At 73.2% G+C, this 12793-nt stretch carries 13 protein-coding genes; 10 read left to right on the forward strand and 3 right to left on the reverse strand.

What is annotated here, in order from left to right; translation table 11 throughout:
* Window positions 1–40: 40 nt before the first annotated feature.
* Window positions 41–163: a 50S ribosomal protein L36 gene (locus AB0J68_RS14200; RefSeq protein ID WP_030490864.1), complete on the reverse strand. Its 123-nt coding sequence runs from the start codon at window positions 161–163 to the stop codon at window positions 41–43.
* Window positions 164–303: 140 nt separating this feature from the next.
* Here AB0J68_RS14200 and AB0J68_RS14205 point away from each other — a divergent pair, with 140 nt between their 5' ends.
* On the forward strand, window positions 304–1215 hold the full coding sequence (locus tag AB0J68_RS14205; protein WP_363938759.1) for a lytic polysaccharide monooxygenase: 912 nt from the start codon (window positions 304–306) through the stop codon (window positions 1213–1215).
* A 28-nt stretch (window positions 1216–1243) separates the two neighbouring features.
* Here AB0J68_RS14205 and mgrA read toward each other — a convergent pair whose 3' ends face one another.
* Entirely contained in the window at window positions 1244–2239 is a 996-nt protein-coding gene (gene mgrA / locus AB0J68_RS14210) for an L-glyceraldehyde 3-phosphate reductase (protein WP_363938762.1), read from the reverse strand.
* A gap of 70 nt (window positions 2240–2309) precedes the next feature.
* Here mgrA and AB0J68_RS14215 point away from each other — a divergent pair, with 70 nt between their 5' ends.
* From AB0J68_RS14215 to AB0J68_RS14250, 8 genes are all read left to right on the forward strand, one after another.
* The gene (locus AB0J68_RS14215; RefSeq protein ID WP_363938765.1) at window positions 2310–3290 is read left to right on the forward strand and encodes an aldo/keto reductase; all 981 of its coding nucleotides are present in this window, start codon (window positions 2310–2312) and stop codon (window positions 3288–3290) included.
* The gene (locus AB0J68_RS14220) at window positions 3287–3793 is read left to right on the forward strand and encodes a hemerythrin domain-containing protein (RefSeq protein ID WP_354860788.1); all 507 of its coding nucleotides are present in this window, start codon (window positions 3287–3289) and stop codon (window positions 3791–3793) included. Before AB0J68_RS14215 ends, AB0J68_RS14220 begins: the two co-directional genes overlap by 4 nt.
* Before the next feature lie 55 nt (window positions 3794–3848).
* Complete coding sequence (locus AB0J68_RS14225) at window positions 3849–5093, forward strand: histidine kinase (RefSeq protein WP_363938768.1); 1245 nt, start codon at window positions 3849–3851, stop codon at window positions 5091–5093.
* Complete coding sequence (locus AB0J68_RS14230; RefSeq protein ID WP_266249167.1) at window positions 5090–5740, forward strand: response regulator transcription factor; 651 nt, start codon at window positions 5090–5092, stop codon at window positions 5738–5740. The genes AB0J68_RS14225 and AB0J68_RS14230 overlap by 4 nt, the downstream gene beginning before the upstream one ends.
* Before the next feature lie 76 nt (window positions 5741–5816).
* Entirely contained in the window at window positions 5817–6896 is a 1080-nt protein-coding gene (locus AB0J68_RS14235) for a hypothetical protein (protein ID WP_363938772.1), read from the forward strand.
* A gap of 66 nt (window positions 6897–6962) precedes the next feature.
* Window positions 6963–8414 carry a sigma 54-interacting transcriptional regulator gene (locus tag AB0J68_RS14240; RefSeq protein WP_354860784.1) on the forward strand — a complete coding sequence of 484 codons (1452 nt, stop codon included), beginning with the start codon at window positions 6963–6965 and terminating at the stop codon, window positions 8412–8414.
* 2 nt (window positions 8415–8416) lie between these two features.
* Window positions 8417–10369, forward strand: a complete 1953-nt coding sequence (locus AB0J68_RS14245; RefSeq protein ID WP_363938776.1) for a VWA domain-containing protein — start codon at window positions 8417–8419, stop codon at window positions 10367–10369.
* 28 nt (window positions 10370–10397) lie between these two features.
* Window positions 10398–10862 carry a hypothetical protein gene (locus tag AB0J68_RS14250; RefSeq protein WP_363938779.1) on the forward strand — a complete coding sequence of 155 codons (465 nt, stop codon included), beginning with the start codon at window positions 10398–10400 and terminating at the stop codon, window positions 10860–10862.
* Window positions 10863–11089: 227 nt separating this feature from the next.
* Here the strand turns inward: AB0J68_RS14250 and AB0J68_RS14255 are convergent, their stop codons facing one another.
* Window positions 11090–12103 (reverse strand): helix-turn-helix domain-containing protein, encoded by a 1014-nt coding sequence (locus AB0J68_RS14255; RefSeq protein WP_363938782.1) that lies wholly within the window; start codon window positions 12101–12103, stop codon window positions 11090–11092.
* A gap of 71 nt (window positions 12104–12174) precedes the next feature.
* Between AB0J68_RS14255 and AB0J68_RS14260 the strand changes: the two genes are divergently transcribed.
* A partial coding sequence (locus AB0J68_RS14260) for an MFS transporter (protein WP_363938785.1) occupies window positions 12175–12793 on the forward strand: 619 nt, incomplete at its 3' end.

Genomic DNA, 12793 nt, shown 5'->3' on the forward strand with positions numbered 1-12793 from the left:
GCCGCATCCGCCCCGGCGGATATATCCGATAAGTCTGTTATCAGCCCTGACGGCTCTTCCACTGCGGGTTCGCGCGGTTCACCACGACCACCCGGCCGCGACGACGGACCACCACCGAACCCGGCTTCTGCTTCAGCGCACGCAACGAGCTACGTACCTTCATGTCTGCCTCCTCGGCCTGGGGGTCTGGCCTGAAATCCGTACCGCCTATCGAAACGCCGAGGCCCACCGGGCGATTCCCGGGCCCCGGGCGGTCGAACCTTTGACGTCCCGCGTCCGTACCACTGCGCGGGAGGTCAAGCCATGAGCGTGCGTCGAGTGCTCGCCGCTGTGCTGGTCGCGGTGGCGGCCGCACCGCTGGGCGCGGCGCCCGCCTGGGCGCACGGCGCCCCCACCGACCCGATCAGCCGGGCGGCGGCCTGTGGGCCCGAGGGCCGGCACGCCGCCAGTGCGGCCTGTCGGGCGGCGGTGGCGGCGGGCGCGGCGGTACGGGAATGGGACAACGTACGCGTCGCGGCCATCAACGGTCGGGACCGGGAACGGATCCCGGACGGTGAGCTGTGCAGCGGTGGGCTGTCCGCGTACCGGGGACTGGACCTGCCCCGCACCGACTGGCCGAGCACCGAGGTGACCACGGGCGCGACGTTCACCTTCCGATACCGGACGACCCTGAAGCACCGGGGCACCTTCCGGCTCTACGTCACCAAGCCCGACTACGACCCCCGCAAGCCGCTGACCTGGTCGGATTTGGAGTCGCGTCCGTTTCTGACCCGGACCGACCCGCCGGTGCGGGGCGGGGCGTACCAGCTGGCGGGCCGGCTGCCGGCGGACCGCAGCGGCCGGCACCTGATCTACACGATCTGGCAGAACTCGAACACCCCGGACACCTACTACTCCTGCTCGGATGTCGTGTTCCGCACGGCGCGAAGCGGCGCGACGAAGAGTGCGACGAAGGCGGCCCCGGCTGCTCCGCGTACCGCCGCCAGCCAGCCGGCCGCCACCGACCCGGCGGCGGTGGCGGCGGCGGCCGACCCGGGCGTGCCGGTGGCGTCGGTGACCGACCTCGGGGCGCGGTGGCCGGTGCTGGCCGGTGCCGCCGTCGTGCTGGTCCTGGCGCTGGTCGGTCTGGGCCGGCGACGACGCGGCGCGGCGGCACCGGTGGGACGGCAGTGCGAGGTCCGCAACCATCGGGCCGGGCGGCGCCGGATCTGGTGATCCGGCCCGCCGCTCGACCCGACGGCGCTCAGCCCAGCAGCCGGTCGATCTCGGCCAGCTCCTCGGCGGTGAAGTCGAGGTTGTCCACGGCGGCGATGTTGGTCTCCAACTGCTCGACGCTGCTCGCGCCGATGATGAGGCTGGTCATCCGCGGGTCGCGCAGGGCCCAGGCCAGCGCGAGCTGCGCGAGGGACTGGCCGCGCCGCTCGGCGACCGTGCCGAGCCCTCGGATGGTGGCCATCTTCTCGTCGCTGAGGTCGCTCTCGTTGAGGAAGACGCTGGTGCGCACCCGCGAGTCGGCCGGGATGCCACCCAGGTAGCGGTCGGTCAGCAGACCCTGAGCGAGGGGGCTGTACGCGATGCAGCCGGCCCCGACCTGCTCCAGCGTGTCGAGCAGGCGGTCGGCCTCGGTCCAGCGGTTGAGCATCGAGTACGACGGCTGGTTGATCAGCAGCGGCGTGCCCAGCTCGCGCAGGATCGCGGCGGCCCGAGCGGTCTGCTCCGAGTTGTAGTTCGAGACGCCCACGTAGAGCGCCTTGCCGGAGCGGACGATCGCGTCCAACGCACCCATCGTCTCTTCGAGGGGGGTGTCCGGGTCGAAGCGGTGCGAGTAGAAGATGTCGACGTAGTCCAGGCCCATCCGGCCCAGCGACTGGTCCAGCGACGAGATCAGGTTCTTGCGCGAGCCCCACTCGCCGTACGGGCCGGGCCACATCAGGTAGCCGGCCTTGCTGGAGATGACCAGCTCGTCCCGGTACGGCTTCAGGTCGGTGGCGAGCATCCGGCCGAAGTTCTCCTCCGCCGAACCGGGCGGCGGGCCGTAGTTGTTGGCCAGGTCGAAGTGGGTGACACCCAGGTCGAAGGCGCGTCGCACGATGTCGCGCTGCCGCTGATACGGGCGGTCCGGGCCGAAGTTGTGCCAGAGCCCGAGGGAGACGACGGGCAGCCGCAGGCCACTGCGTCCGCTGCGCCGGTAGGTCATGGTGTCGTAGCGGTCATCCGCGGCGAGGTAGGTCACGATCATGAGCGTAGCTCCGGCCGGTGGTGCCGGGGATCGGGCGTGAAAACCGGGACAACCGGGTAGTTTCGAGGCCATGCGGTTCATCGCCCTCGACACCCCCAAACCGCTCTCCAAGATCGGCCTCGGCACCTGGCAGTTCGGCTCCCGCGAGTGGGGCTACGGCCCCGACTTCGAGCAGCGGGCCGCCCAGATCGTCCGGCGGGCCGTCGAGCTGGGCGTGACCGTCTTCGACACCGCGGAGATCTACGGGTTCGGGCGCAGCGAGCGGATCCTCGGCGCGGCGCTCGGCGACGACCGGCCCACAGTCATGGTCGCCAGCAAGATCTTTCCCGTGCTGCCGGTGGCCGCGGTGGTGCAGCAGCGGGCGGTCGCCTCGGCGGCCCGCCTCGGCGTCACCAGCATCGACCTCTACCAGGTGCACCAGCCCAACCCGCTGGTCGCCGACCACACCACCATGCGCGGCATGCGGGCCCTGCAGGACGTCGGGCTGGTCGGTGAGGTGGGGGTGAGCAACTACGGGCTGCGCCGCTGGCAGGTCGCCGAGGCCGCACTCGGCCGGCGGGTGCTCAGCAACCAGGTCCGCTACAGCATGCTGGACCGCGCGCCCGAGCAGGACCTGCTGCCGTACGCGCGGCAGACCGGCCGGGTCGTCATCGCGTACAGCCCGCTGGCGCAGGGCTTCCTGTCCGGCCGGTACGACGCGAAGAACCCGCCGACCGGCGCGGTCCGCCGCGCCAACCCGTACTTCCTGCCGGAGAACCTGGAGCGGGGCGCCGTCCTGATCGACACGCTGCGCCAGGTCGCCGAGGCACACGACGCCACCCCCAGCCAGATCGCGCTGGCGTACCTCCTGCGTCACCCGAACGTGCTTGCCATTCCCGGCGCGTCAGGCGTGGAGCAGATGGAACGCAACGCCGCGGCGGCCGACCTCGACCTCACCGACGACGAGTACGCGGCGCTGGCCGAGGCCGCCAAGCGGTTCCGCCCGGTCACCGGGCTCGCCGCGCTGCCCCGGATGCTGCGTAACCGGATCGCCGGCCCGACGGAGAAATGAGCACAGTGGACGACATCACCGCACTGATCCTGGACGACCACGCCTCCTTCCGGCGCGGCTTCGCCCGCCTCGACGACGCCCGCGACGAGCAGGAGTTGCTGGCCATCTGGGAGGCACTCGCCCTGCACCTGGACATCCACGCCGAGGCGGAGGAGGCGATCCTCTACCCGCACCTGGTCAAGCACGGTGACGACGGCGAGGACGAGACCGCCGACGCGATCGGCGACCACAACAAGATCCGGGACGCCATCGCCGAGTCCAAGCTGCACCCGGTCGGCTCGAAGCCCTGGTGGGAGGCCGTCGGCACGGCCCGCCGGGAGAACAGCGAACACCTCGCCGAGGAGGAGGACGAGGCGCTGCCCGACTTCCGCCGGCACGCCAGCTTCGAACTGCGCGCCGAGCTGGGCCAGCGTTGGCTGATGTTCTACGGCGAGCACAAGAACGGCCGCGACCTGCGGTTCCGCGACAAGGACCCCCAGGGGTACGTCGCCGACCACCGCTGAGATCTCCCCGGTGCGGGGGAGTCGCACCTCGGGGTGACGGCAGCAGAATGACCGCATGACCTTCCGCGCGGCACTGGCCCCGCTGGTGGCCGGCAGCACCTGGCGACGCGGCGTGTTCCTGCTGCTCGGTGGTGTGCTGGCGCTGCCGTACGGGGTCCTCGCGGTGACCTTCGCGCAACTGCTCACCGACTCGACGATCCCCCGCCCGCTGGTCTACGCCCTCCTGCTGATCGCGGCGCTGATCGCCGTGGTGCCGCTGCTGCTGGACGGCAGCCGGGCCCTGGAGATCGCCGCCGTACGGGCGCTGCTCGGCGTCGACCTGCCCGACCCCGCGCCGGGGCGGCGCGGCGACCGGGAGAGCCGCCTGCGCAGCGCGCTCTGGATCGCCACGCACCTCATCGTCGGCGCCCTGGTGATGATCGCGCTGTTCAGCGCCCTGCCGATGGCGCTGGCGTTCATCGCCCAGCAGTTCGGTGTCGGCGCCGAGCTGACCAGCCAGGAGCGGTTCGGGCCGCTGGACGGACGGGACAGCGGCTGGCTGACGCTGACCGGGGTGGCCCTGCTGGTCGGCCTCGGCTACGCCGTCGCCGGGCTCGGCGCGCTCGCCGTCTCGATGGCGCCGGTGCTGCTCGGCCCCGCGCAGGCCGAGCGGATCGCCGCGCTGGAGGCGCGGGCCACCCGACTGGCCGAACGCAACCGGCTGGCCCGGGAACTGCACGACTCGGTCGGTCACGCGCTGACCGTGGCCACCCTCCAGGCCGGCGCGGCCCGGGAGGTGCTCGACAGCGATCCGGAGTTCGTCCGGCGGGCGCTCACCGCCATCGAGGAGGCCGGGCGGACCGCGATGGACGAGCTGGACCACGTGCTCGGGCTGCTCCGCGAGACCGGCGGCGACCGGCCGTCGGCGGCGCCGCAACGTACCCTCGCCGACCTGGACCGGCTGGTCGCCGACACCCGAGCGGCCGGGCTGACCGTGCACGCGCAGCGCGTCGGCGACCCGGCGCGACTGCCCGCGATCGTCTCCCGGGAGGGCTACCGGATCGTCCAGGAGGGACTGACCAACGCCGCCCGCTACGGCCACGGGCCGGTGACACTGCGCCTGGACCTGCGGCCGGACGCGCTGGAGCTGGAACTGGTCAACACGATGAGCCGCCCCGACCGGGCCGACACGGGGCGGTCCGGCCGGGGTCTGGACGGCATGCGGGAACGGGTGCTGCTGCTCGGCGGCCGACTCACCGTGGGGCCGGACGGCGACCGCTGGCTGATCCGGGCCCGCCTGCCCTACGAGGATGCGCGATGACCACCGGTGTGCTGATCGTCGACGACGACGAGTTGATCCGGGTCGGGCTGCGGGCCATCATCGACGCCCAACCCGATCTGCGGGTGCTCGCCGAGGCCGCCGACGGCGCCGAGGTGCCGCCCCTGGTCGCCCGGCACCGCCCGGACGTGGTGCTGATGGACGTGCGGATGCCCGGCATCGACGGCATTCAGGCCACCCGGCACCTGCTGGCCACCTCCGCCGACCCGCCCCGGGTGCTGGTGGTCACCACGTTCGCCAACGACGAGTACGTCTACGAGGCGCTGCGCGCCGGCGCCTCCGGCTTCCTGCTCAAACGGGCCCGGCCGGCGGAGGTGGTCGAGGCGGTCCGGGTCGTCGCGGCGGGCGAGTCGCTGCTCTTCCCGGCCGCGATCCGCCAGCTTGTCGGGGCGTACGGGCCGGCGGGTGGCGACCGACTGCGTGCCGCCCGGCTCACCGAGCGGGAGGCCGAGGTGCTGCGGCTGATGACCACCGGCCGGTCCAACCCGGAGATCGCCGCGCACCTGGTGGTCGGGGTGGAGACGGTCAAGACGCACGTCGGCAACGTGCTGGCCAAGCTGGGTGTCCGGGACCGCACGCAGGCCGTGATCGCCGCCTACGAGTCCGGCTTCGTCACCCCGTCCGGCTGATCGGTCCCCCACCCGGGGGAGCGGGTTCACCGCCGGCCGGGAGGGCTTCGACCGGCTGTCGGTCGAGGCTGGGAGCATGACGACGATCACTGCATCCCGACCCCGTTCCGACTCCCGCTGGCCGGACCGGCTCGCCCCGCTGGCCGCCGGTTGGCTCGGCCTGTGGGGCGTACTCGCCCTGGTTGGCACACTCACCGGCGCCGGCTATCCGTTCGGTACGAACGACAGGCACGGCGGCGACGTCAACCTGCTGCGCCTGGTGCCGGTGGACCTGGCCACCCCGCTCTTCGCCGGCGTCCTGCTCACCGCCGCGGTGGCCGCCCTGGCCATGAGCCGCCCGGCGGTCCGCCCGCCCGGTCCGCTGCGGGCGCTGCTGGCCGGCTACGGCTGGGCGGTGGCGTTCGGACTCGCCGTGGTCGTCCCGGACGCGCGGGTGCTGATCGTCCTCGGCTACCTGCCGATCCTGATCGTCGGTGCGCCCTTCGGCTGGCCGCCGGTCGAGTACTCCGACGTCTTCAACTGGGCGCTGTTCGGCCGGTTCGCCGCGCTGGCCGGCGGGCTGCTGCTGGCCGGGACGGTGCTCGTCTGGCAGCGCCGCACCGCCGGGGCCTGCGTCGGCTGCGGGCGGGACGACACCGACCGGGGGTGGACCACCCCGGCCGCCGCCGCGCGCTGGGGTCGGTGGGCCGCCGGCATCGCGGCGGCGATTCCCCTGACGTACGCGTCGACCCGGTTCGCCTGGGCGGCCGGCATCCCGCTCGGCATCTCCCGCGAGTTCCTGACCGAGATGCAGGACAGCGGGCTGGTCTGGGCCGGGTTCGGGCTGGGCGCGTTCGCCACCGTCGGTGCGATCCTCACCCTCGGGCTGGTGCAGCGCTGGGGCGAGCGGTTCCCGCGCTGGATGGTCGGGCTCGCCGGTCGCCGGGTGCCGGTGCTGCTGGCCGTGGTGCCGGCCACCCTGGTCGCCATCGCGGTGACCGCGGCCAGCCTGGGGCTGCTCAGCAACCCCAGGTTCTGGGAACTCACCGGCGGCGGCGTCAGCCTGACCGGGGCGCCGATGCTGCTCTGGCCGCTGTGGGGCGTGGCGCTCGCCGCGGCGACCTACGCGTACCACCTGCGCCGCCGGGGGGCCTGCGGGCGCTGCGGCCGGGGCTGACGGTGGCAGCGGGGGTGCCCCTCGATGCCCGGGGTGCCCCCGCGAATGTGAGCTAGCGTTACTCGGGTGACTGCGCCTACCCCGGTAATCCCGGTTCCACCGGCCGACCTGCCCGGCACGCTCGGCGCGCTGCGCGCGGCCGGTCACCAGTACCGCACCGTCAAGCAGGAACTCCGCGACAACCTTCTCTCCCGGATGCGCTCCGGCGAGACCCGTTTCCCCGGCATCGTCGGCTACGACGACAGCGTCCTGCCCGAGGTCGAGCGGGCTCTGCTCGCCGGGCACGACATGGTACTGCTCGGTGAGCGCGGCCAGGGCAAGACCCGACTGATCCGCGCGCTGGGCGGGCTGCTCGACGAGTGGACCCCCGTGATTCCCGGCTCGGTGCTCAACGAGCACCCGATGCACCCGCTCACCCCCGCGTCGGTCGCCCAGGTCGCCGAGGCCGGCGACGAGTTGCCGATCGGCTGGCTGCACCGCTCGATGCGCTACGGCGAGAAACTCGCCACCCCCGACACCAGCGTCGGCGACCTGATCGGTGACGTCGACCCGATCCGGATCGCCCAGGGACGCACCCTCGGTGATCCGGAGACCATCCACTTCGGGTTGGTGCCGCGTACCAACCGGGGCATCTTCGCCGTCAACGAGCTGCCCGACCTGGCCGAGCGGATCCAGGTGGCGCTGCTCAACGTGCTGGAGGAGCGGGACATCCAGGTCCGCGGCTACCAGCTGCGGCTGCCGCTGGACCTGCTCCTGGTGGCCAGCGCCAACCCGGAGGACTACACCAACCGGGGCCGGATCATCACCCCGCTCAAGGACCGGTTCGGCGCCGAGATCCGTACCCACTACCCGGTCGACCTGGAGTTGGAGCTGGCGCTGATCCGCCAGGAGGCCGACCTGGTGGCCACCGTCCCGGAGCACGTGCTGGAGGTGCTGGCCCGGTTCGCCCGCGCGGTGCGGGAGTCCCCGTCGGTGGACCCGCGCTCGGGCGTCTCCGCCCGGTTCGCGATCGCCGCCGCCGAGACGGTCGCCGGTGCCGCGCTGCGTCGCGCCGGCCTGCTCGCCGCCTCCGGCAACCCGGACGGTCGGCCCGAAGCCGCGGTGGCACGGGTCGGCGACGCGGTGTCGGTGACCAGCACGCTGCGCGGCAAGGTGGAGTTCGAGAGCGGCGAGGAGGGGCGGGAGATCGAGATCCTCGCCCACCTGCTGCGGACCGCCACCGCCGAGACGTTCCGCGCCCACCTGGCCGGCCTGGACCTGTCCGGGTTCACCGCCCTGGTCGAGGACGGGACGGCGATCGAGACCGGCGAGCTGGTCGGTTCCACCGAGCTGCTGCGCCAGGTGGGCACCGTGCCCGGCCTGGCCAAGGTGCTGGACCGGCTCGGTCTGGGCGACGCGCCCACCCCGGAGGAGGCCGCCGCCGCCGTCGAGTTCGTGCTGGAGGGGCTGCATCTGACCCGCCGGCTCGGCAAGGACGTGACCGACTCGGGTCGCACCGTCTACGGCGGCCGGGGCTGACCATGGCCGGCAACCGGTTCCGGTACGGGCAGTGGAACGGCGGGCCGGACCCGCTGGCGCCCCCGTACGACGTGCGCGAGGCGGTGGACGCGGTCGGCGCCGAGGTGCTGGCCGGCGGCAGCCTGCGGGAGGCGCTGCGCGACCTGCTGCGCCGTGGCCCGCAGGGGCGTGGCGGGCTCGACGACCTGGCCGCCCGAGCGCGACGGCTGCGCCGCGAGGCGCTGCGCCGTGGCGATCTCGACGGCGCGGTGACCCGAGCCCAGGCGCTGCTCGACCAGGCCCTCGCCGCCGAGCGCGACGAGCTGCGGGGCCGCGACGACGACGACGCGCGGTTCGCCGAGTCGGTGCTGGACAACCTGCCCCGCTCCACCGCCCGGGCGGTCGAGGAGTTGTCCGGCTACCAGTGGGCCAGCGAGGCCGCCCGCCGCTCGTACCAGCAGATCCTCGACCAGCTCCGCGACGACGTACTCGGTCAGCGGTTCGCCGGGCTGCGCGACGCGGTGCGCGCGTCCGCCGACCCGGCGGCGCAGCAGCGGCTCGCCGAGATGATGCGGGACCTGAACGACCTGCTGGCCCGGCACGGCCGCGCGGAGGACACCACCGACGCGTTCGCCGAGTTCATGCGCCGGCACGGTGACTTCTTCCCGGAGCGGCCGGAGACGGTCGACGAGCTGATCGACGTGCTGGCCCGTCGCTCGGCGGCCGGTGAGCGGCTGATGAACTCGCTCTCCGAGCGGCAGCGCGCCGAGCTGGCCGGTCTGATGCAACAGTCACTCGGCGACCGTCTCGCCGGGGAGCTGTCCGCGCTCGACGCGAACCTGCGGGCGCTGCGACCGGATCTGCGGTGGGGGCGTGGCGAGCGGGTCCGGGGCGAGCAGCCGCTGGACTACGCCGACGCGGCCGGGGCACTGGGTGAGATCGGCGAGCTGGACGACCTGCTGGACCAGCTCGACCAGGAACACCCCGGGGCCACGCTGGACGACGTGGACGTCGACGCGGTGGCCCGGACGCTGGGCCGCGACGCCGCCGACGACGTCCGCCGGTTGCGTGAGCTGGAGCGGGAGCTGCGCCGGCAGGGCTGGGTGAGCCGGGACGCGGACGGGCTCACGCTGAGCCCGAAGGCGCTGCGCCGCCTCGGTGGGACCGCGCTGCGGCGGGTCTTCGCCGAGCTGACCGCCGGGCCGCGCGGCCAGCACGACCTGCGCTCGGCGGGCGCCGCCGGCGAGGTCAGCGGCGCGTCCCGCCCCTGGGAGTACGGCGACGAGCAGCCGTTGGACGTGGTCCGCACGCTGACCCGGGCGGTCCGCCGGGCTGGTCCGACGGTTCCGCTTCAGCTCGCGGTGGACGACTTCGAGGTGGTGGAGACCGAGAAGCGGGCGTCTGCGGCAGTGGTGCTCTGCGTCGACCTGTCGTACTCGATGATCTCGCAGGGTCGTTGGGGGCCGATGAAGCAGACGGCGCTGGCGTTGGCGCACCTGATGGAGACCCGTTTCCCACAGGACGCCCTGCAGATCGTGGGCTTCGGCCGGGAGGCGATGACCCTCACCCAGCAGGAGCTGGCGGCGGTGGAGCCGGACATGGAGCAGGGCACGAACCTTCAGCACGCGCTGCGGCTGGCCGCTCGGCACCTGCGACGCCATCCGGACGCCGAGCCGGTGGTCCTGGTGGTCACCGACGGGGAGCCGACCGCCCACCTGGACCCGGACGACGGTGAGGCGCTGTTCCACTGGCCGCCGCTGCCGGAGACGATCGAGGCGACCGTCCGCGAGGTGGACAAGCTCAGCCGTTACGGCGCCACCCTCAACCTGTTCATGCTCGGCGACGACCCGGGTCTGCGCCGCTTCGTCGACGCGGTGGCCCGGCGCAGCCGGGGCCGCATGTTCACCCCGGACACCGACGACCTGGGCGAGTACGTGGTCAGCGACTACCTTCGCTCCCGCCAATCCCGCCGCTAACCCCCGGTGGGGCGGGTTGACTGGGGGGATGGAGAGCGGGGGATTGCGGCGGGCTTACGGCGCCCTGTTCGCAGAGGTGGACGCTGGCGGGTTCGGTCCGGCTCCGGAGGGGCAGCTCAGCGCCGAGCAGATCGTCGCGCATCTGGTCGCCAACGACGAGCTGATGATCCAGGCCACCGAGGCGTTGCTGGCCGGGTCGCCGTTCGCCTACTACGAGCTGGAAGAGGACATCCACCGTCCGCAGCTCGACGCGCTCGCCGCCGAGCAGGGTGGTCTGCGTGGCCTGACCGCGCTGCTGCACGGCACCAGCGACCGGCTGTGCGGGCTCGTCGATCAGCTCGGCCTGGCAGCGGAGACCCCGGTCGAGACGCACCTCCGCGAGGGCTTCGACCTCATCGTCGACGAGCCGCTGCCCTGGTCCCGCACCCTGGACCTGCACACCCGTGTCCACCTCCCCAAACACCAGGCCCAACTGCACCTGCTCCGCACCTGAGCCGCCTCGGCCCCGGCCTCGGTCGGCCCGGCCCGGCCCGCGGCCGGCTGTTGGTGGCGTTCCCCGGGTGTCGGTCTGCTGAGCGGTATACCTGTGAGTCATTTCTATGACTCACAGGTATATCGCTTCTCGCAGCGATGCCTCCCGCAGGACCGTCGTGTCGTCTTTGGGTGAAGAGCGGCGGCGACAGCGGCCGGCAGCCGACGCCGCGCCCGGGCCGGCGGCGATCAGACCGGGGTGCGGACCGCGGGCGACGTGTCGACCAGCTCGGGGCGGGGGTGGAAGGTGCGGCGGTAAGTGGACGGGGCCACGCCGATGCGTTGGTGGAGTTGCTGGCGTAGCGCGGCCGTCGTGCCGAAGCCGCAGCGGTGGGCGATCTGGTCGACGGAGAGGTCGGTCGTCTCCAACAGCAGTCGCGCGTGGTCGGTGCGCTGTTGCAGCAGCCACTGGGCCGGGCTCAGGCCGGTCTCCGAGCGGAAGCGTCGGGTGAAGGTGCGCACGCTCATCCGCGCCTGCTCGGCCAGGTCGCGCAGCGCGATCGGCTCGTGCAGTCGCTGCCGCGCCCACTCCCGGGCGCCCGCCGTGCTGGTGTCGGTCGCCTTCGGCACCGGCTGCTCGATGTACTGCGCCTGCCCACCGTCGCGCCATGGCGGCATCACGCAGCGGCGGGCCGCCCGGTTGGCGACCTCGCTGCCATGGTCGAGGCGGATGACGTGCAGGCAGAGGTCGATGCCGGCGGCCACTCCGGCCGAGGTGAACACCCGGTCGTCGACGATGAAGAGCACGTCCGGGTCGAGGTCCACCCGGTCGTACAGGCGGCGGAACCGCTCGGCGTACGCCCAGTGGGTGGTGGCCCGGCGTCCGTCGAGCAGGCCGGCCGCGGCCAGCACGAACGCCCCCGTGCAGATCGACATGATCCGGGCGCCCCGGTCGTACGCCGACCGCAGCGCCTCGGCCACCTCCGGATCGATGCCGCCCGAGGTCAGCGCGGCGCCGTCGTGGATGCCGGGGACGATCACCGTGTCGGCGGTGTCGAGCAGCTCCAGCCCATGGTCGGGGAGCACCTGGAAGCCGGCGGTGCTGCGGACCGGCCGCCCACCCGGGGTGCACACCCGCACGTCGTAGCGGTACTCGTCGTCCGCGCCCCGGGCGGTGCTGAAGACCTGGGACGGGGTGCCCAGATCGAGGCCGACGACCTGGTCGAGGGCGAGGACGGCGATCCGGTGCGGGCCAGTGCTCATGGCCCGATTATTGCGCCTGATGGCTTTCCGGCCACTCGTCGCCAGCGAGGACGCCACCCAGACTGATCAGCGTGACCAAGAACCGTCGCCTGCACCCCGCCTGGCTCGTCGCCGCCGTTGCCTTCGTGGCTCTGGTCGGCGCGGCCGGCTTCCGCGCCACCCCGTCGGTGCTGCTGCACCCGTTGCACGCGGAGTTCGGGTGGCCGCTCGCCACCATCTCCGCGGCGGTCTCGGTCAACCTGCTCCTCTACGGGCTCACCGCGCCGTTCGCCGCCGCGCTGATGGACCGGTTCGGCATCCGCCGGGTGGTCTCGGTGGCGCTGCTGCTGGTCGCCGCCGGCAGTGGCCTGACGGTCTTCATGACCGCGAGCTGGCAGTTGCTGCTGTGCTGGGGCGTCCTCGTCGGCCTGGGCGCCGGCTCGATGGCGCTGGCGTTCGTGGCGACCGTCACCGGGCGCTGGTTCGTCCGACGACGGGGCCTCGTCACCGGGGTGCTGACCGCGGGCGGGGCGGCCGGCCAACTGATCTTCCTGCCGCTGATCGCCGTGCTGGTGCGCGACCACGGGTGGCGCACGGCGGCGCTCGTCGTGGCCGGAGCCGCCCTGGCGGTCGTACCCCTGGTGGTGTGGCTGCTGCGCGAACACCCGGCGGATCTCGACCTGCCCGCCTACGGCGCGACCGAGATCGTCG

The sequence above is a fragment of the Micromonospora sp. NPDC049580 genome, from assembly GCF_040675595.1.
Taxonomy (GTDB): Bacteria; Actinomycetota; Actinomycetes; order Mycobacteriales; family Micromonosporaceae; genus Micromonospora.